Genomic DNA, 21171 nt, shown 5'->3' on the forward strand with positions numbered 1-21171 from the left:
GTATGAGGTGATTCGGATGTCCAATGAACTCATTCAAGCGATTCAATTATTAAAAGAAAAGAAGTGGGTGGATCTGACCCATACGTTTGGACCGGAATCTCCACATTTCTCAGCTTTTGATGCGGCACAATTCGATACGTTGTTTAATCACGATCAAGGCTTCTTCGCCCAGAGTTTCAGGTTTCCCGGTCAATATGGGACGCATCTCGATGCGCCAATTCACTTTGTGCGGGATACCCGGTATCTCGATGAACTGGGCTTAAAGGAGCTTGTGCTACCGCTGGTGGTCATTGATCAATCTGAGGCTGTAGAGAGCAATCCGGATTTCACGCTGGATGTCGAGCATATTCTTGAGTTTGAAAAAGAGCATGGCGTTATTGAAGCTGGCAGCTTTGTAGCACTGCGTACCGATTGGAGCAGACGCTGGCCCAGTCATGAAGCATTCGACAACAAGGATGCTGAGGGCAACAGTCATGCACCCGGATGGTCAGTCAGTGCGCTAATGTTTTTATTCGAGGAAAGAAAAATACAGGCGATCGGCCATGAGACCTTCGACACTGATTCAGCTGTAGACTATCAAAAGAACGGGGCACTTCTGGCAGAATATTATGTACTTGCCCGGGATACATATCAGGTAGAGCTGTTAACGAATCTGGATCAGGTACCAGCTAAAGGTGCGGTGATCTTCAATATCGTACCTAAGGCAGAAAAGGCGTCCGGCTTTCCAGTACGCTCGTTTGCCATTTTACCGTAAAACAAAGTTGAACATAGATATATTGCAAAGGACTCACACACAGTTCTTTCCGAATGATTCGCATAGGTAAATAACTAGGGAGGTGTATTTCTCCTCTGATTGTTGAGAAACCCAGGTCATTTTTACGACCTTGGGTTTTTCTTCTGTTCAGGCAGCACTGCTGATATGGAATACTCCTATGGGCATTTGGATCAATCTTGTGTTAACATGTGCACTAACTAACCCAATAGCATGATTAAGAAGGGGATACCATGTCCATTCGAATAAAAATGTTGCTGTCCTTTACGGGTATGCTCGTCATAAGTTTGCTGTTCATCCTGCTTACGGCTAGTCTGTATACGATTGCTGCAACAGGCGATCTGCAGGGGTTTCGCGATATTTACAAAGTACATTATCAGGTGAATCCACTCACCGAACAGGGAGAATCGATCTTTCAAGAGATGAAGTTTCTGGCCAAAAATGATCCGGACGAGCTGCAGAACAAGGTTTTGCTGCGCGAGTACGACATGAAGCTTCGAGCCGAGAAGTCGGGGCTCTACGTCAGACGGGAGAATAACCAGATCTTCGAATCGTTGACCTTCAACCAGCCAGAACTGAAGCAAGCACTGCCTGCCTATGATCTTAACAATTATCAGATTCGGAGTACCTTTAACATCAGTGAACGATTCTATGCGTATGCGAAATTTGATTTTAAATATTCAGATGGAGAACGGGGAAGTATCTTCGTCATTCGGGAGAGAAGCCCATTTGCTGAACTTACTCGCAAGCTGCTGCCTGTGATGTCAGTTTTGCTCATCGGGGTCCTCATCATTGCGAACCTGCTCTTGTTCCGCTGGATCACCCGCAGCTTCATTAAACCATTGAATCAACTACGGAGTTCAGCCGAACATATCAAGGACGGAAATCTGACCTTCAAGCTTCAGCTTAACTCCAATGATGAGGTTGGACAGCTCAGCGAAGCGTTTGAGAGCATGCGGAATCAATTGCAACGCTCCAATGAGTTGCGCCAGCAGGACGAGGCGAACCGCCGAGAACTCATCTCCAACATTTCGCATGACCTTCGTACCCCGATCACCAATATTAAAGGTTATATTGAGGGAATTCGTGATGGAGTGGCCAACACTCCGGAAAAAATGGAATCATACGTCAATATCATTCACTCCAAAGCAGTCAGCATGGATAAGCTGGTGGATGAACTGTTTCTGTACTCAAAGCTCGACTTGAATCAGGAACCCTTCCTGTTTAAAGTGGTAGATCTTGTCGATTTCCTGGAAGACAGCATTGAAGAGCTGAGATACGATCTGGAGGACAAAGGAGTGGCTTTGGATTGGGATAATCGGGCCTCTGGTTCGGTCATGGCTTCTGTGGATCTGGATAAATTAAAACGCACCGTTGTCAATGTAGTGGATAATGCACTTAAATATATGGAGAATGAACAAAAACGATTTGGCATTACACTTGAAGCAGATGCAGAGTGGATTACGATGGCCTTTAAAGATAATGGTAGCGGAATACCGGAAGAGGCGCTGCCTTATATATTTGAACGCTTTTATCGGGCAGAACAATCTCGCAACTCCTCAACAGGCGGAAGTGGATTGGGACTGGCGATTGCCCGCCAAATCATCGATGGACACGGAGGTTTCATCTGGGCCGAAAGCAAACCCAATGACGGCACAATCATTTATATCAAACTAAAACGGCTAAATGAAGAGGAGGGGCTGATGGGAAAATGACAAACATTTTGATTATTGAGGACGAAACAACGATTGCGGAACTGGAACGGGACTATTTCGAACTCAACGGGTTTTCTGTAGAGCTCTGCCACAACGGAGATGAAGGGCTGAAGCTGGCTCTGGAGGGGAGTTACAATCTGATTATAGTTGATCTGATGCTGCCGGGACTGGACGGCTTCGAATGTTGCAGGCGCATTCGTGAAGTGAAAGAGGTGCCGATCCTTGTGGTCTCCGCGAAAAAGGAGGAGATCGATAAGATTAGAACGTTCAATTTGGGTGTTGATGATTTTATTACGAAGCCGTTCAGCCCAAGCGAGTTGGTTGCAAGAGCGAAGGCTCATTTGACCCGATACGAGAGATTGCTTGGCAAAAGCAAACCAGCCGAACAGGATGAAATTCACATTCGCGGGCTTCATATCGACAAGGGAGCGCGCCGCGTTTTTGCTAATGGCGAAGAGGTAGCAATTACAACCAAAGAATTCGATCTACTCGTATTTCTTGCGAGTCATCCCAACCGTGTATTCAGCAAATCGGATCTGTTCGAGCGGATCTGGAGCATGGATTCCAGCGGGGATATTGCGACGGTTACCGTTCATATTCGCAAATTGCGTGGGAAGCTGGAGGCAGACCCCAAAAATCCGGAGTACATTGAAACCGTTTGGGGCGCGGGTTACCGATTCACCGTATAAGTTTCGAGAAAAATCAGATTCAGTTTATAATTTGTTAATATTTTTGTCCTTGGGAGTTTCTTTTTGTCCTCTATTCTATAGATACAGGCAACTTCAACCTATAGAGGAGGAATTCATACATGAATCCTACAACCCGAAAAATAGCTACATTTTTAACCATAACTGCATTAGGCTCAGCAGTATTCCCGCTAACTGCGAATCAAGCATATGCAGCTACATACGTTACTAACGTTGCAGCTACAACGACACAGCTTACTAACCCGCAGATTGAGGCTGCCATCAAGGAACTGAACAGCCTGGGGATCATGAACGGTTATGCCGATCAATCCATGGGTGAGAATAGAGCCATTACCCGCGCAGAATTAGCATCACTGGTATTCAAAACGTTTAATCTGGAGGGCAAGACGGGAGAAAGCGTAGAATTAACGGACGTTAATCCTGACGCGTGGTATGCACCGTATGCATCAAAGCTCGTTGAACTTGGCATCATGCAGGCGAATAACGGACAATTCAATCCACACAGTCAAGTGACGGATGCAGAACTCGAACAAGTCGTATCCAAAGCGATGCAGCGTGATGTGAAATCTGTTCACCATTGGATGAGCACGTTCTACTCCGAGAACGATTCGACCACACGCGGCGAAACAGCGGTGCTGTTGCAAACGGCCCACCAGGCTATTCCTTCGGAGAAGGCTCAAATTCAGAGCGTTAGATCGCTGAATGCCATTACGTTAATTGTCACATTCGACAAACCGCTGACAGCAGCAGATGAAGTGTTTGCCAAGGCACAAACCGATTTTGCCCTCAGTGGTGGGTTGACATTGACTAACATGCCTCGTCTGAAAACAGGGTCCGTTGCGACGTACATCGTTCCAACGTCCGTTCAACGTGCAGGTGAAGTATACAGCCTCACTTATAAAGGCCAAGATGCTGGTTCCTTTGAAGGCAGCGGCACGAAATTAAACATGACGACGGTTAGTCAAATAACAAATGATACGTTCGAGATTGAAGCGCTGCAAGCGAAGGGTGTAGTGGATTACGGCTATATCATTTCAGCATACAGCGGTGGTCGAGGGGCTAGTGCGTTTGTGTTGAATGACCAAGAACAAGCAGAAGGCAAAACGTATCAAATTATCTCCTCCATGCAGGCAAGACAAGTCGTGATTACGCCAGAAGGTGGCGAGCCAATCGTTGCCAAATATGTTCCGTTCACGCAATCGACAGATGGCAAACAAGAACCGAAATTCCGTTTGCCCGAAGGACAAACATTGCAATCCGGTGTGACATATACGGTTTCTTCTGACTGGGCGAACATCAATAACGCTTCTTTCACCGCAAGGTCGTTTGATTCGTTGGAGGTTGTGAGTGCCCAAGGTGTGAGTGAAACTTCAGTTGAAGTTACGCTGGCCCAAGATCCTGGAGATGAGCTGTTCTCTGGTCGAAGTGTAACATTAACATCACCTAACGGTGACGTTCTGACAGCGACATATAAATATTCAAGTCGGAAAGGCGCCACGGGCGTATTCGATCTTGTTAATGATGGCAAGTTAATCCCAGGCACGACCTATACAATAAATCCAGTTGGGAATTGGAGTGTCGCTTCTTCGGTAACGGTGACACTGTAGTAAGGGAGGCAGTATGAATAAGTCGCTGATGATCATTATCCTAATAAGCAGTATGTTCGTCGTTCAGGGCTGCGTGCCTGAAGTGAGAAACGACTCGAAGGTGGAGGAGAAGTTATCAACTTCTCCGGATGTGCTGTTGTTGAAGGCTGCAGAGGGAAGAGACACCGAGAGTATTAAAAAATGGATTCAAGAGGGCGCCAATATCAATGCTCAGGATCAGAGCGGAAGAACAGCTGTTATGATTGCAACGTACAACAATGATCTGGCATCAGCCACAATGTTGATTGAAGCGGGTGCAGATGTTAATGTACAGGATGATATGAAAAATAACCCGTTTTTGTACGCTGGCGCTGAAGGGTACTTGGATATTCTGAAGCTGACGATTGAGGCGGGAGCCGATCCAGCGATAACGAATCGATATGGAGGAACTGCACTGATTCCAGCTTCGGAGCATGGATACGTGGATGTGGTACGAGAACTGCTGACCCAAACTTCAGTGAATGTGGACCATATTAATCAATTGGGATGGACAGCACTGCTTGAAGCGATCATTTTGAACGATGGAAATAAAAATCAGCAGCAGACAATTCAATTACTCATTGATCATGGAGCAGACGTAAACCTTTCGGATCGTGATGGTGTATCACCGCTTATTCATGCTAAGAATAAAGGCTTCAAGGAAATCGAAGCGATGTTGGTCCGGGCGGGTGCGAAATAAGTATTGTTTTTATTTTGCATATCTAGACGAATAGGCATTCATATAAATAATAAAGGAGGCGTATTCCGCCTCCTTTTTATGTGGTTACTTTTGATCCGAAGAGGGATCCTGATTGAATCGTTGTGAAATTTTCTTCTCTGTTTTCTTACGCCGAATCCAGCGCTTGAATCTACTTTCTTCTTTTCTTCCCTGCAGTGTTTCCTTCATGCCTTGGATCATAAATTCGGACCTTCTTCTGTCATCCCGACTAATTTCGCGTAGTTCCTTAATAAATTTGTCGTCCATATCTGCCTCTCGCTCATTAAGTATATTTCCATTATACCGAACGTACGTTCTTTTATCAAGTTTTACCATAATCGAATTTTTTGGAACGATTTTAGTGAGAAAGAGCACAGGATTCAACCCTCTCCGTATGTGAAAATGGAAAAATAGATCGTTCAGTAAAATCGGTATAACATGTCTGGAGGGCGAGGGATGAGGATTAGTGATGAGGGAATAAAGCGCGAAGTTGGACCTGAAAGATCGTGGGTGATCATTGTGATGCAGGGGTTACTGGGCATTGGTGCGATGGTTGGAGGGGGAGCACTCATTATCGATCCATCGGGAAACCTTATCCAAATGCCGGATTCATTGTTGGAACATTCCCCGTTTGGCAGTTTTCTGATCCCGGGAATTATACTATTGTTGGTTCTAGGTGTTATGCCAATGATCATTGCCATTTCACTCCTTCGTCGCATTCACTGGAAAATAGGTGAAAAACTGAATCTCTACCCGAATCAATACTGGGGATGGACATTCTCCTTATATACGGGATTTGCTCTGATTATCTGGATTATGGTGCAGGTATACTGGATCCAGCATGTATCTGTGATCCATCTGGTCTATTTTTCCTGGGGAGTGGGGATTCAGATCGTCACTCTGTTGCCTGGTGTACAGCGCAGATATTCTAGGAAGATTGTACAATGTTGATTGTTCAATTTATAGAATATATTGTTCAGCATATAAAACGGCTGTCATCCGGATCTTGGAGTGATCCGGATGACAGCCGTTTATCTTTATTGCTACTTGGAAGCCTGGTAGGCGCTCAAGAATTCTTTTACTTTTGCCGGATCGGACTTCAATTCATTCCCAGTCTGAACGAGTGGACTTACTGTAGAGTACGCCTTAAGTTTGTTGTTTTTGTAGAACTGCAAAATGTCATCCTGGTTGATGGCGTACAGTACGGCTTTTCTCAGGTCACTGCTCTTGGCAACTTCCCGATTGGCTGTGTTGAACAGCAGATAGGAAACCGCATTGCTCGGAATGCTCTGCAATTGCAATTTGCTGTCATTTTTAATGATATCGTACTTCGTTTCAGGTACCCCGTAGTACAGGTGGATTTCACTGCTGCGAAGAGCAGACAACGCACTGTCGGCATCGGAGATGAATCGAACATTCACCTGAGAAATTTTAGGTGCATACTCAGAGCCTTTACGGTAGCCGGGATTCTGATAGAATACACCTTCATAATCATTTTTATATGCCAAGATATAGGGGCCGCTGGCATACAGGGTGTTGTTGTACGCAGCACCTTCAGTCACCGTATTCTGATCGCCGTAAGGAATGTCTTTATTCACGTCAAACGAAGCTACATCATACGAATTGATGCTCTCGACCTGCTTTTTGGACACAATACCAGCAGATTGGTGAGCCAGATAATTCAATACTTGCGGGAAAGGTTCCGTGGTTGTGAGTTTCACAACCTGATACTTCCCGGCAGCGTTATCGGCTTTGTTTTTGTCCGTGACCAGTTCCGTAATTTTGGTGCCCAGCCCTTGTTCTAATGCGTCTTTAACCGTACCGCTGCCACTAGATTGCTGAACGGATTCCAAGGCGCCCAGGTCTGTTACCAACTCGGCTTCCTTGATATGTTCGTGCAGGCTGTATGTCCGGTGATCCGGTACGGAATCTTTGTTTTTGGCGCGATCGAGAGAGAAGATGACGTCATCTGCACCGACACGTTCTCCCGTATCTACCGCTTTTTTGTTATCAATCTTGGCAAAGTTGATATCGTCTCTGAGAATGAAGTAATACTCCGAGTTACCCTCAGCAATGCTGAAATTGTGGGAGAGGGAACCCTCTGGTGTAAGTTGATCGTCATCTGTCAGGTTAACGAGACGTACATACATGTTGGTGTTCAGTTGGTTGATGGAACCGTCATTTCCTTTGATCGGGTCAAGGGAAGTCAGGACGGAGGCACTTTGTGTCAGAATTAATGGTTCTTTGGTATTTTTGGAGCTGTCTTTGAATTCAATTGGTTCCCAAGCCATGGCGCGGGATTTGGACAAGCGAACGGTGTCTGCATTCAGAATGTCTTTGTTCAAAGCCTGACTTTTCAAGGAAATGTACAACGGAGCGATATAGGCCTGATCGGTCACCAAGCGGTCCTCCAATTGTTTATACGTATCCTTGTATTCGTCCGGAGTCTGGGTAGCAGCCTGGTCAATAAGTTTATCGATTTCTTCATCAGCCAGAATGCTGTAGTCTCCGCCTGTTTTGAAAAGTGAACGAACTGCATAGTCCGGATTCCCGGTTACCGTTGTCCAGCTGGACAGTGCAATGTCATAATTGCCTGCATCCTGCTGGGATTTGTAGCTGCCGTAATCCGGCTGCAGGTTCAGCTTAACATTGAAGCCATTCTTGGTGAGCTGGTCGCGGATAATGTTCACGTCGTTTTCGGAAGAGCTCTGAGCCAGTAATTCGATGTCTACCGGTTTTTGGTTTTGCGTGTTTTCTGTTGTATCGGACGGTGCAGTTTCTGACTGGGATTCCGTCTTGGTCTTCACACTGCAACCGGAGACCACAAGGACAAAAGTTAATAGTAGTGCTATCAGCATACGTTTTTTCATGAAAATACCTCCAGATAAGTTCATAATCAATGGAATTCAATTTGAGTTGAATATTGTAGAAGTGGTTAAGCCTTTTCGAGCTTCGGATCAAGCGCGTCGCGCAGTCCGTCACCCAGAAAGTTGAACGAGAGCACGAGCAGAATGATCGCAAGACCTGGATAGATGGCCAGATACGAATGGGTTTCCAGATACGTGCTGCCCAGCTTGAGAATGTTGCCCCATTCGGGAATATGCGGCTCCACGCCGAGCCCCAAATAACTCAGACTGCTGGTGGCAATGACCGCTCCGCCAATCGTAAGTGTAGACTTGATAATCATGGGTGCGAGCGAGTTCGGAATAATATGTTTGAAAATAATGGAGCGATTGTTGTAACCCAGTGCACGTGCAGCTTCAACAAATTCAAATGTAGATACATAGAGTACACTGGCTCTCATAGTTCGTGCGTAAGTTGGGATCGAACCCAGGCTGAGTGCCAGAATAAGATTGACCGTATTGGCCCCGAAAGCCGCAATGATGGCGATAGCGAGCAGAATACCCGGAATGGCATAGAGAATATCCAGCAGTCGCATGATAATATTGTCCGTGTGTCTTCCATAGAATCCCGAGAAGGCTCCGAGAATACCGCCTATCAGTACCGGAATCAGAGTTGACATGAAGCCTACGATCAACGATATACGGGCACCGAATACAATCCGGGAAAATAAACATCGTCCAAAGTCATCCGTTCCCAAGGGATAAGCGAGCGATGGAGACTGAAGCAAGGCCGAGTAGTTATTTTCTACAGCCATGCTGTAATCAAAAGTAAAGAAGCTGCAAATCGATATCGAGAACAGGAAAATGATAAAAAACAAACCGGACATTGCTGTGACATTCGGAGCAAGACGCTCCCACAGATCATTCCAGAAGTTGGATTTTTGTTTACCCTGTCTGCGGATTCGTCCAATGATGGAGATACCCAGCAGCAGTGCGAATACATTTCCTGTGACCGAAGTCAGAATCAGGATCACGCTCATTCCCAGCATCCAGCGTGGGATGATCGAGGCTGACGTATACCGGGATACGATAAACAGCACCACCAGATCAATCACAAGCACAAGTACGAGCGCAGCCATGGCTGGCAAAAACGTATCCGCAACATAGGGTTTAAACATATTGAGTGCCGAGACCCCAATAACGAACAGCTGGGTCAGCAGCATATACACCGCAAATGTATACTCAATGCTTTTTGTTTTCTTGATCAGATGAAAAGCGGCCGTCACGATAAAGATATTGCCTGAAATGATACCCAACAGCTGGACCCAGGCGAGTCTGCGAGTCAGCACAGAGATTGTTCCCTGCCGAATCAGGTCTCTCCGAATCCGGAGCGTCAGCATACTCTGGACCAGCGTGAAAAATAGGTAGATTCCGAGCGCAGTCATTATAAATGGTCTGAACTCCTGAAGGCTCCAGTCATAACTGTTGAACAACAGTAACACTGACAAGAGAAGGGAAGTGACCCAGGCGAAGCTCGCCTGACTGTACTCCTGTGAAGACTTAAGCCGAAAACGCATTTCTTGTGTAAGTGAACCCGATTTTGTCATAGTGCACCTGCTTTAATATTGTTTCATCTTGGAACGAACTCTGGGATCGACAAAAGCGTACAACAGATCTACCACAACATTGATGATGGAGATCGTAATTGCTGTGTATATGACCCCGCCCATAATGCTCGGAATATCAGGGATAAACTGTTTATCCACAATGTAGCTGCCAAGACCGCTGATATTAAATACTTTCTCCGTTACAGCCGCCCCGCCAAGCATGCCGCCGAATTGAAGACCTACAACGGTTACGATTGGAATTAGCGCATTGCGCACAGCATGTTTCAGCAGAACCTGTCTTTCGCTTAATCCTTTGGCACGAGCAGTCATCACGTAATCCTCATGAATAACTTCCAGTGTGGAAGACCGGGTCATACGGGCCACCGCCGCGGTTAATCCCGTTCCCAGAACAATCGTTGGCATTATAATAGACAGCCAGTTTTGTGGATTGAAGGTAGCCGGAAGCCACTGCAGCTTGATCGAAAAATTCAGGATGAAGATGAGTCCTTGCCAGAAATTCGGAATCGATAATCCAATCAATGCAATAAACATGAAGGTGTAATCAAACAGTGAATTGGGCTTGATCGCCGAGATGATGCCGATTGGCAAGGCAATGACAAGGGCAAGCAGCAAGGAGATAACGGCCAGTGTTAACGTGATTGGAAACTTTCTGGCGATCGTAGCCGTGACATCTTCATTCCCTGAAAAAGACTTGCCGAGATCAAATAGCGCTATGCCCTTGATATTGTTCCAGAGCTGGACAAGATAGGGCTGATCCAGGCCATAGACATGGTTAAAAGCTGCGATCTGTTCCTGTGTCGCTGTCTCTCCGAGAATGTTGGCGGCCGGATTGAATGGAGACAGGTACAAGATGGTGAATACAAGTGTAGCTACGCCCAAAATGACGAATACCGTCATCAGAATTCTTTCGAATATGTACTTTAGATAAGGATTGCCGTACAAAAACATCATGGCGTACATCAGACAGCCCGGGATAACCGATATCGCAAGGAACCACGGTATATTAATCAATGATTGGAATGTATCGGCCATCGTCAGGCGCTGTTTTCCCTCTGCCTGAAGCCTGCTGAACGTTCGTTCCTTTAACTCCTTCTGAACGGATTCCTCCAGCCACTCTTCCGTCTGACGCTTGAATTCTGCCTCACTAACTTGCTGCCGAAAGAAACGGTGTTTACGCCTCAACTGTTCTTCAACGTCCATCCGAAGTTTATCCCGGTAAGAGGTGGAGAGCATATCGCGCTCAACAGCTTGTTGAACCAAGGCCCAGCCATCCCTTTTTCGTCTAGATTGCCAGATCAGAAGCACAACCAAATTCACAGGAAGTCCGAGAATAAATAGAACATATCGATAGGAGGGATGAAGCAGCATTTTGCCATAATTAAATCCCAGGGTGTAAACAAGCTGTGACATTTTGCTGCCTTTTGCAAGATTCAAACCATGCGAGCCTCCTTTCATCTTATTTTAAATTGCATTATTCCGATTGATATAGTATATATTATTTAGTGTCTATTTGATTGTCAAGGTATGGAAGAGTATACATATGAGTACATGTGAAAATATGGATGAGGGCTGGTGATCACATGCAACCTTTGTTGAAAGTAAATGAGTTGTCCGTTTCTTTTCATTCCGGAGAGAGTGAATTTCAGGCGGTGAAAGAAGTCAGTTTTGAAGTGCGGAAAGGGGAAACACTTGGCATTGTAGGGGAATCCGGCAGTGGGAAGAGTGTGACGGCACGTTCCATTATGCGGCTGCTTGCCTCTCCTCCTTCGCAGATGAAAAAAGGTGAGATCCTGTTTAAAGGGGTAGACCTGGTCCATAAAACGCAAAAAGAGATGGAGAGCATCCGTGGCCGTGACATCGGTATGATCTTTCAGGACCCTATGAGCTCTCTTAATCCGACCGTGAAAGTCGGAAAACAGATCACCGAAAGTCTGATTAAACATCAGAAGCTTTCCAGAGGGGAAGCGAAGAAGCAGGCGATTGCCATGTTGGAGCTCGTTGGCATCACCCGGAGTGAAATACGTTTCAACCAGTACCCACATGAATTCTCCGGAGGTATGCGTCAGCGGGTGATGATCGCTATTGCTCTTGCTTGCCGTCCTGAATTGCTGATTGCGGATGAACCTACAACTGCGCTTGATGTTACTATTCAGGCCCAAATCCTTAATTTGATGAAAGATATGCAGGAACAGCTGGGCACTTCCATTATTCTGATTACCCATGATCTCGGAGTCGTGGCGGGGATGTGTGATCGGGTCGTGGTCATGAAAGACGGGCAGATTGTGGAATCCGGGACAACCACAGAGATTTTTGCGAATCCGAAGCATCCATACACGTCCAGACTGCTGAATGCATTGCCTCGATTAGACGAGAAGAAGAAACCGAAACTCGTGTCGTTGGTGCCACGCGATCTGGGTGATGATCAGCCTTTGCTGGAAGTGAAGTCCCTCAAACAGCATTTTAATCTGGGTAAAGGCAACACCTTAAAAGCGGTGAACGATATCAGTTTCGAGATCCGCCAGGGGGAGACGCTTGGGGTCGTAGGCGAATCGGGCAGCGGGAAATCGACTACTGGTCGAGCCATTCTGCGACTGCATGAACCAACAGGTGGGGATGTGCTGTTCAAGGGAGTGCCGCTCAACCGCCTCTCTGCCTCAGAGATGAAAACGATGAGGAGACATATGCAAATTATTTTCCAGGATCCGTATGCCTCGCTTAATCCGAAATTTAGAATTATGGACATTATTGGGGAAGCCTTGGATATTCACCATCTTGCCGGCAGCCCCGCTGAGCGGGAAAAACGTGTGGAGGAATTGCTGGAGATGGTGGGTCTCGATCCGGCTCATGCCCAGCGATACCCTCATGAATTTTCGGGTGGTCAACGGCAGCGGATCGGAATCGCTCGTGCGCTGGCCGTGGAACCTGAATTTATTGTATGTGACGAGCCTTTGTCTGCGTTGGATGTGTCCATTCAGGCTCAGATCGTACAGCTGCTTGAAGAATTGCAGCAGCGACTCGGTCTGACATACCTGTTCATTGCACATGATTTGTCCATGGTTAAACATATCAGTGATCGTGTAGCTGTCATGTATAATGGGAAGATTGTGGAGTTAGCAGAAAGTGAAGAACTATATTCGAACCCTCAGCATGCGTACACAAAGGCCTTGTTATCGGCTATTCCGGTTCCGGACCCGGCTGTGGAAGCGAAGAAAAAACGTCATGCTGTAAACGAAGCCCCAAGAGAGACGGTAGAAGTGGAAGATCGCTATAATCTGGAACAGTCCCGATGGGTGGAAGTAAAAGAGGGACATTGGGTGGCCATTTCCGGATAAATTGAACCATCTACTTTTATTCAAAAAAGAACCCCGGCAGTGATCTGTGAAAGATCATTGCGCGGGGTCCTATTTCATGCACAGCAGACACTGTGACAGTGAGTGTATTATTTAAACTGAACGGATTTCTTGATGTTGTCAATCTCGGCCTTTGTAGTATCATCCAAATAGGTGAAGATGAAGTTGAATGCATAACCTTCAATAATGGTGCTGTAGTAATCTTGCGTAATGGTTGAACCATCGCCTGCATCCATCGTAATTTGCATCAGATCCATCTCTTTGCCACCGATGGTTTCGGTTGTGAATTCCTTGTATTCATAAGGGAACTGGCTGTCCATCATGAATTTCTTCGTTGCTTTCAGATAATCTTTACCTGTACGAATGCCTTGCAGCAGGCTTACTTTTTCAGCAATCGCCATAGCGGAAGGGCCGACTTGACCTCCGTCCAATGGATATTGTGAAGCCATCAACAGGTTCTGTGTTTTGGCCTGAGATAGTTCAATTTGTTTTTTCTTCGTTTCATCGTCTCCAGCAATAACTTCGGAGGAAGCGTTAGTCAGCTCGTTCATGCCCTCGGCATCCTGGAACTCCCAAGCTTCGGGGAATTTCAGTGAAACACCAAAATAATCATTGTTGTAAGAGCCTTTTTCTGTAGTTCCCAATTCAACGTCTTTGGAGTTATCTGTTTCCTTGGACTCGGAAGTGGATGCTTCGGAGTTTTCCGTGTTGTCCGTGTCTTCTGTCTTGGCTGTGTCTGTATCTCTGCCGGCAGTGGTTTCTGTTGCGGTTGATTCATTCGTTTTGGCGTTGTTATCCGCCTTGTCGCCGCAGGCTGCAGCAACCAACAGAATCATAATTAACATGGCAAACAATGAAGCTTTTTTTGAAATAGACATAATACCCTCCTGAAAATGTGTGTGTTTGTTCTTTCTCTCTCTAATTCATGTGTACCTAAAAATCTTAGCACAGATGTTCGTGTTGACCACCTATAGGAATCTATAGGGGTACCTTTATAGATAAGACAGACGGCTGGCAATTGAAACAGCTTCCGCGCTGGATTGTACACCTAATTTGTTAAAAATCACTTTTTTATGATGATTTACGGTGCATTCCTTTATTTTCAATTTCACAGCAATGGCTTTAACCGTCAGTCCGCTAGAGATCATTTTCAGAATGGTTAACTGTCGCTTGGTGAATTCAATCGATGGCTGCTCCGTTACCGATGAGGCAAGGTTAGATTGATACCGATTTTGCATATGGGCCGGGATCAGCTTGGCGATTGCAATCAGTTCACTCTGGATGTCTGCATTAATGGTGGAGACGTCCAGGTAGCCAACGTGTTGAAGACCAACAGACAGAGGTGCAGCATAGCAATGCCAGCTCTGAAAAAGTGGATTCTCATGCTGCTCAGGGGACAGCTGAACAGGCCCCTGTTTATCCATTGATTCGGATATAGCATTGACGCCACAACTTCTTGCTGTAAAGATCATACCCGGACGGATGGGGGATTGTTTCACCACCTGTTCCAGATCAGCGCTGTAAACCATGGCAAGCAGAACCCCGTGCGAGTCGGTGAGCAGAAAAAGATATGTGCTTGACAGGTTTTCTTTGATATCCGAGAGACTCTGCTGGAAGGCGTTAATCAAAAAATGATTGATTTTGCGTATCCTGTCCAGATTGGTTTTCGTTAAATACTGGATATGTGCCATACCGTGGGGATATATTTCGTTCTCCAACGAGAATTCTCGTAAGGTAGATGTTCGTGCAGACATATGATGTCCTCCTCGTGATCAACCGATGGTTTCGATCACATGACCATCCTGATCGGTAATTTCAGTGCGGGCAATTCGAAATAGAATGCCGGGCAATGAAGCAATCTCAAATGTTTGTTCGACAGGGCGAAGGTTTGCAGCCAACTCCAATACGGCTTGTTCATGCACAATCACCTTAATCTGGTTGCCATCCTCCGAAAATGAGGGTGTTCCTCCGGCTTCAAACGTAATGTTCACTCCTGATCCGATTAGGGACAGTGGAGCGCCTTTTGAAAAGCGGCTGCGTAGTATTTTTCCGATAATTTGGGCCTGTTTTGCTCCGATCTGGAGTTCAGCCGGTACATTTTTTTGCAGTATTCTCTTGCGGGGAGATGTCCAGGCTAGTTGTTGTATGAATAAAAATGCTGTACTGGAACCTTCCTCTTCAATTCCGCGCTCAACAGCCTGAATCACAGAGGGGATATCCAAATATGAATTTCTCATGAGATCCGTAACGTATTTTGGCATGAATTCAACCAAGGCTGCTAACAAGCCACGTGTATTCCATGTCTGCATCGTTTCGAGTTCCGGACCGGTAATTCCCACCATCTGAATGAATTTCACCGTTCCATTGGGTGTGGATATCGTTGTCAGATCAGGATCTTCAATAAAAGAAAGTGCGGTTAGTAACGTATCTGAGCCGAGACAAATGGGGCCATTTGCATCCATGTAATCTCCTGCATGAAATACATTCCCACTAGTAAAAACGTATCGTCCAACGTTCTGTAATAGATTCAGAGCCCAAGACGGGGGAGTAGTCTCTTCTTCACTCCGGGTAAGCCGAAAAGTCATTTCAAATCCATAACCGCTATGCTCCAGATCTTCCGATTCCTTCTCATACAGTTCCGAAAAACCATAGGTAATGAAATGCCAGTGAGGGATCGGGGTATCCACTTTGTATACGCTAATTCCATTTAGCGGATCAGGTCCACCGAGCATATAAGGAATAGCTGTACCATAGTGAAGTGGTTCCTGATCTCCATATAATTCACCAACTGCTGCATCAATGGCATCCCAACCGGATGTGTTTGCTTCTTCAGTCATTGTTGTGTTCCTCCTTGGCTATCCATTTTCCCGAAAAACATTTAAAATTAAGTCTACCTTTTTCAAAATCGGTTTCAAGCGGCTTAAGGATGAATTGCTTATCGTAGGACTTGGGGGTTACGATGTCTATTTCAGGGAGGGAATTTACATGAGTATGAAAGATTTATATCTGGCGGAGTTCAATCAAAGCAGTTGGGACTCATTTGTGTGACTCTTCGAAAAATCATATTTGGATGTGGAACCAAAATGGGCTGAATGTGCAGAGCAGCGGGGGATTCCGATAGATATTAGCAAGGTTATATTATGTGAAATGGGTGAATATGCGCTGCGTTGGATAGACATGAAAGTTCCTGCATTGGGCGACGAAAGTCCTGCCAGCTACCTCAAAAGCGGGGATACGAATGCCCTAAGAGCAGCAATTATGCAAATGCCTCGATAACTCAAAGGTGGTCAGCGAGTGCATTAAGCGGAAAGTTGATTTTGCAAAATAGATATGTTACGCTTACATTACAAGAGAAAAACAACCGAATACACAATAACATCTTTTGATGGATTGTAACTGTGCAGACAGGCAAAACCTAAACTGATGGTGAAATGAAGGCTCTTTTTTTGCGAGCTATTTTACCTTGAGTTTAGGTTTTTCTTGTTTTTTGGCCTGAAATACAGCCGTTGTATTCGGGAAAAACCCAAATAAAATTCGAAAAGAGGTAGTTCGTTATGACCACGGCAAAAAAAGGATTCCCCGAAAACTTCCTGTGGGGAGGCGCTACAGCTGCCAACCAATTGGAAGGTGCATTCGATAAGGACGGCAAAGGTCTCTCTACTGCGGATATGATTGCGCATGTTCCCAAAGAGAAGCGTACAGGCGGACATGCCATGGAAATCTCCTCTACACGAATTGAAGAGATCCTTTCCGGCAAAATTGAAGAACGTTTCCCTAAACGTTTTGGTATTGATTTCTATCATCACTATAAAGAAGATATCGCTTTGTTTGCTGAGATGGGCTTTAAAGTGTTCCGTTTGTCCATTCACTGGGCACGTATTTTCCCGAACGGTTACGATCAAGAGCCGAACGAAGCTGGCTTGAAATTCTATGATGACGTCTTCGACGAACTGTTGAAATACGGCATTGAACCGTTGGTAACCTTGTCTCACTACGAAACACCGCTGGGTCTGACACAGAAATACAATGGTTGGGCAGGTCGTGAAGTGATTGGGCACTATGTGAGATATGCAGAAACTGTGTTCAACCGTTATAAAAATAAAGTGAGATACTGGTTGACGTTTAATGAAATCAACGTGATGCTGTTTAGCCCATACACAGGTGGCGGTATCCTGATCGATAAAGTGGACAACCAACTGCAAACGACATATCAAGCGCTGCATCACCAATTTGTAGCTAGTGCACTGGTAACCAAGCTTGCCCATGAGATTATTCCTGGTTCCCAAGTGGGCTGTATGCTCGCTCGGATGGAAACGTACCCGGCGACTTGTAATCCGGTAGATGTTCGTCTGGCGCAACATGAGAATCAGATTAACCTCTTCTTCACGGATATGCATGCTCGGGGTCAATACCCGAACTACATGGCTCGTTACTTTGAAGAAAACAACATCGTGATTCAGAAAGAAGCAGGCGATGATGAGATCTTGCTGAACAATACGGTTGATTTCATTTCCTTCAGTTACTACATGTCTGTAACCAAATCTGCATCCGCAGACAAGGAAGAAACAGCAGGTAACCTGACTGGCGGCGTGAAAAACCCTTATCTGGAAGCTTCCGACTGGGGCTGGGAGATCGACCCGATCGGTCTGCGCGTAACGTTGAATAACTTCTGGGATCGCTACCAGAAACCATTGTTCATCGTAGAAAATGGTCTGGGTGCATATGACCGTGTTGAAGAAGACGGTTCAATCCATGACTCCTATCGTGTGGACTATCTGAAGAAACACATCGAACAAATGAAAGAAGCGATCAAAGACGGTGTGGATCTGATTGGATTTACAGCATGGGGGCCGATTGACCTCGTGAGTATGTCCACATCTGAAATGTCCAAACGTTATGGTTTCATCTACGTGGATTTGGACGATGAAGGTAATGGAACACTCAAACGTTCGAAGAAAGATTCGTTTGACTGGTACAAAAACGTAATTGCCAGCAATGGTGAGCAACTATAATTTGGTCTGACTCCTTTATCTTAAACCCGGATCGCTGTAGTAATTAGGCTATTCGAGGATTGTTACCGCATAAAGCGGGCAAAACCCAGCATAAAGCAGGCCATCGGTGATTATCTGATCTGAAGCCCTTTAGTTGGCGTGTTGTCCGCTTTTTGATGTGGGACTGATCGAAACAAGTGCTTACGGGCATAGGGTCAACCGTTTTAACAAAGAATGAAGATAACGTAACCAGAGAGGAATGACAGATATGACAACACCATTTCCGAAGGATTTTCTATGGGGCGGCGCAGTCGCAGCCAATCAGCTCGAAGGAGCCTACAATACAGATGGCAAAGGCCTGTCTGTTCAGGATGTAATGCCGCATGGGATTACGACGCCAAGAACGGAAGGACCAACAGAAGATAACTTGAAACTGATCGGAATTGACTTTTATAACCGCTACAAAGAGGATGTTAAATTGTTTGCTGAAATGGGCTTCAAAGTATTCCGTACATCCATCGCGTGGTCCCGTATCTTCCCTAAAGGTGATGAATTGGAGCCAAACGAAAAAGGTCTGCAATTCTATGATGATCTGTTTGACGAGTGCCACAAATATGGGATTGAACCCCTCGTAACGATCTCTCACTATGAGACACCGCTGCATTTGTCCAAAACGTATGACGGCTGGGTTAACCGTAAAATGATTGAGTTCTACGAGCGTTATGTAACCGTCCTGTTCAACCGATTCAAAGGCAAAGTAAAATACTGGCTGACGTTTAATGAAATTAACTCCATTTTGGAAGAACCATTCATGAGTGGCGGCATCTTTACACCGAAAGCGGAACTGTCCAAACAGGATCTGTACCAAGCAATCCACCATGAGCTGGTGGCAAGTGCGCTGGCGGTTAAACTGGGTCATGAGATTATGCCTGAAGCGAAAATTGGCTGTATGGTGCTTAGTATGCCAACCTATCCATTGACTCCAAATCCGGATGATGTGGTAGCTGCAATGCATGCAGAACAGCGCAATGACATCTTTGCCGATATTCATGCACGTGGCTATTATCCGAAATACATCAATCGTTACTTCAAAGCGAATAATATCAATATCAAGTTTGAAGATGGCGATGCTGAAATTCTGAAACATACGGTGGACTTCATTTCATTCAGTTACTATGTAAGTATTTGTGAAACAGGTGACCCACAGAAGCGTGTTGAAGGCAAAGGAAATCTGTTTGCAGGTGTACAGAACCCTTACCTCAAAGCAAGTGAATGGGGCTGGCAGATTGACCCGCAAGGCCTGCGCGTAACGCTGAATAAATACTGGGACCGTTATCAAAAACCGCTGTTTATTGTCGAAAATGGTTTGGGTGCAGTCGATGAGCTGATCACAGACGAAAATGGCAATAAAACGGTCAATGATGACTACCGGATTCAATACCTGAATGATCACTTGGTACAAGTAGGAGAAGCGATTGAAGACGGCGTTGAAGTTATGGGTTATACCTCATGGGGCTGCATCGATCTGGTGAGTGCATCTACAGCAGAGATGAAAAAACGATATGGCTTCATCTACGTTGATCGCAACAACGATGGATCGGGTACCCTGGACCGTTACAAGAAAAAATCATTCCACTGGTACAAAGAAGTTATTGGTACAAACGGCGCAAGTCTGAAATCCGACAACCATTAATTTCTGGTTCCAAAGACATATGTGTGCAGCATCTTCTTGTGTCATATTCAAGCACATTAACCGCTTTCACAAAAACATTGTCAGATGGATAATTATATGGTAAGATGGGCCTAAGGCTAATGAATACTGGATTGTTACTGTTCAATCAGGCAAAACCAGAAGCGGGGCATATGTTTTATGACCTGCTTTGGTTTTGCCTTTTACTACTTTGACGGTGCAAGGTGATGTGAAGAAATGAAAATTGAGAAGGTGCTGAACAACAACGTAGTTACTGTGATTGATCCAGGAGGAAACGAACTGGTCGTCATGGGGCGGGGCATAGCCTTCAAAAAGCATACTGGTGAAACGATAGACGACAGTCTGGTCGAAAAAATATTCTCATTGGAAAGCAAGGAAGTATCGCAGAAACTGAAAACGCTTCTGTCTGATATTCCAGTTGAATATGTTGAATGCTCGGATGAGATTATCCGTTATGCCGAGACCGTGTTGGGTGAGAAGCTTCATGAGAGCATCTACATTTCACTTACGGATCATATTCATTTTGCCATTGACCGGCATCGTCAAGGCTTGCAGATTCGTAACGCATTGTTCTGGGAGATCAAGCGCATGTACCGCAAGGAATATGCCATTGGGCTCAAGGCACTTCAGATTATTGAAGAAACATTGGGCGTCCTGCTTCCTGAAGACGAATGCGCATTCATCGCTATGCATCTGGTCAACGCCCAGATGAACGGTGAGATGAGGGAAACCATCAGTATTACGAATATCGTAAAAGATATACTTAACATCGTACGACGCAGCTTTGTCATTGAGCTGGATGAGGATTCGCTGAGTTATTATCGATTCCTGACACATTTGAAGTTCTTTGCTCAGCGCGTATTACACGGTACAGCGATTGAAGATAAGGAAGCAGATAATCCGCTTCATGACCTGGTGAGCAAACAATATCCTGAGGCACATGCTTGTGCTTGTAAGATTAACGACTATACTCGCAAGATCTATAGCCGGGTCTTATCCAAGGAAGAAATCCTATATCTGACCATTCATATTGAACGAGTTGTCAGAACTGAACAAACAATTGAATAATTGGGATTGTTACTGCACAAAAGGCAAAACCTAAACGTTGAAT

At 45.5% G+C, this 21171-nt stretch carries 17 protein-coding genes; 10 read left to right on the forward strand and 7 right to left on the reverse strand.

Features of this window, described 5'->3' with window-relative positions:
* Positions 1-16 precede the first annotated feature (16 nt).
* The 5 genes from HW560_RS13780 to HW560_RS13800 all read left to right on the forward strand — a co-directional run bounded on the left by HW560_RS13780 (position 17) and on the right by HW560_RS13800 (position 5519).
* Positions 17-754, forward strand: coding sequence for a cyclase family protein (locus HW560_RS13780; RefSeq protein ID WP_179263510.1), 738 nt, complete (start codon positions 17-19; stop codon positions 752-754).
* A 251-nt stretch (positions 755-1005) separates the two neighbouring features.
* The gene (locus HW560_RS13785) at positions 1006-2487 is read left to right on the forward strand and encodes a sensor histidine kinase (RefSeq protein ID WP_090903765.1); all 1482 of its coding nucleotides are present in this window, start codon (positions 1006-1008) and stop codon (positions 2485-2487) included.
* Positions 2484-3176 carry a response regulator transcription factor gene (locus HW560_RS13790; protein WP_090903764.1) on the forward strand — a complete coding sequence of 231 codons (693 nt, stop codon included), beginning with the start codon at positions 2484-2486 and terminating at the stop codon, positions 3174-3176. Before HW560_RS13785 ends, HW560_RS13790 begins: the two co-directional genes overlap by 4 nt.
* A gap of 119 nt (positions 3177-3295) precedes the next feature.
* Entirely contained in the window at positions 3296-4801 is a 1506-nt protein-coding gene (locus tag HW560_RS13795; RefSeq protein ID WP_090903763.1) for an S-layer homology domain-containing protein, read from the forward strand.
* 13 nt (positions 4802-4814) lie between these two features.
* Positions 4815-5519: an ankyrin repeat domain-containing protein gene (locus tag HW560_RS13800; protein WP_090903762.1), complete on the forward strand. Its 705-nt coding sequence runs from the start codon at positions 4815-4817 to the stop codon at positions 5517-5519.
* A gap of 84 nt (positions 5520-5603) precedes the next feature.
* Here the strand turns inward: HW560_RS13800 and HW560_RS13805 are convergent, their stop codons facing one another.
* On the reverse strand, positions 5604-5804 hold the full coding sequence (locus HW560_RS13805) for a hypothetical protein (protein WP_090904006.1): 201 nt from the start codon (positions 5802-5804) through the stop codon (positions 5604-5606).
* A gap of 189 nt (positions 5805-5993) precedes the next feature.
* On the opposite strand from HW560_RS13805, the gene HW560_RS13810 reads away from it, so the two are divergent.
* Positions 5994-6488: a hypothetical protein gene (locus tag HW560_RS13810; RefSeq protein WP_179263512.1), complete on the forward strand. Its 495-nt coding sequence runs from the start codon at positions 5994-5996 to the stop codon at positions 6486-6488.
* A gap of 92 nt (positions 6489-6580) precedes the next feature.
* Here the strand turns inward: HW560_RS13810 and HW560_RS13815 are convergent, their stop codons facing one another.
* The 3 genes from HW560_RS13815 to HW560_RS13825 form a co-directional block, all read right to left on the reverse strand.
* Complete coding sequence (locus HW560_RS13815) at positions 6581-8407, reverse strand: ABC transporter substrate-binding protein (protein WP_179263514.1); 1827 nt, start codon at positions 8405-8407, stop codon at positions 6581-6583.
* Between the two features lie 65 nt (positions 8408-8472).
* A complete protein-coding gene (locus HW560_RS13820; protein WP_179263516.1) occupies positions 8473-9987 on the reverse strand; it encodes an ABC transporter permease in 1515 nt (504 codons plus the stop codon).
* Positions 9988-9999: 12 nt separating this feature from the next.
* Entirely contained in the window at positions 10000-11442 is a 1443-nt protein-coding gene (locus HW560_RS13825) for an ABC transporter permease (protein ID WP_179263518.1), read from the reverse strand.
* Between the two features lie 146 nt (positions 11443-11588).
* On the opposite strand from HW560_RS13825, the gene HW560_RS13830 reads away from it, so the two are divergent.
* The gene (locus HW560_RS13830; RefSeq protein WP_179263520.1) at positions 11589-13340 is read left to right on the forward strand and encodes an ABC transporter ATP-binding protein; all 1752 of its coding nucleotides are present in this window, start codon (positions 11589-11591) and stop codon (positions 13338-13340) included.
* A 107-nt stretch (positions 13341-13447) separates the two neighbouring features.
* Here the strand turns inward: HW560_RS13830 and HW560_RS13835 are convergent, their stop codons facing one another.
* The 3 genes from HW560_RS13835 to HW560_RS13845 form a co-directional block, all read right to left on the reverse strand.
* Entirely contained in the window at positions 13448-14236 is a 789-nt protein-coding gene (locus HW560_RS13835) for a hypothetical protein (RefSeq protein WP_179263522.1), read from the reverse strand.
* Positions 14237-14350: 114 nt separating this feature from the next.
* A complete protein-coding gene (locus tag HW560_RS13840; RefSeq protein ID WP_179263524.1) occupies positions 14351-15112 on the reverse strand; it encodes a LuxR C-terminal-related transcriptional regulator in 762 nt (253 codons plus the stop codon).
* Between the two features lie 18 nt (positions 15113-15130).
* Positions 15131-16195, reverse strand: a complete 1065-nt coding sequence (locus HW560_RS13845; protein WP_179263526.1) for a suppressor of fused domain protein — start codon at positions 16193-16195, stop codon at positions 15131-15133.
* 717 nt (positions 16196-16912) lie between these two features.
* Between HW560_RS13845 and HW560_RS13850 the strand changes: the two genes are divergently transcribed.
* From HW560_RS13850 to licT, 3 genes are all read left to right on the forward strand, one after another.
* A complete protein-coding gene (locus HW560_RS13850; protein ID WP_179263529.1) occupies positions 16913-18370 on the forward strand; it encodes a glycoside hydrolase family 1 protein in 1458 nt (485 codons plus the stop codon).
* Positions 18371-18617: 247 nt separating this feature from the next.
* A complete protein-coding gene (locus tag HW560_RS13855; RefSeq protein ID WP_179263531.1) occupies positions 18618-20042 on the forward strand; it encodes a glycoside hydrolase family 1 protein in 1425 nt (474 codons plus the stop codon).
* 234 nt (positions 20043-20276) lie between these two features.
* Complete coding sequence (gene licT / locus HW560_RS13860) at positions 20277-21128, forward strand: BglG family transcription antiterminator LicT (RefSeq protein WP_053781440.1); 852 nt, start codon at positions 20277-20279, stop codon at positions 21126-21128.
* Positions 21129-21171 lie beyond the last annotated feature (43 nt).

This window comes from Paenibacillus sp. E222 (assembly GCF_013401555.1).
In the GTDB taxonomy this organism is placed as follows: Bacteria; Bacillota; Bacilli; order Paenibacillales; family Paenibacillaceae; genus Paenibacillus.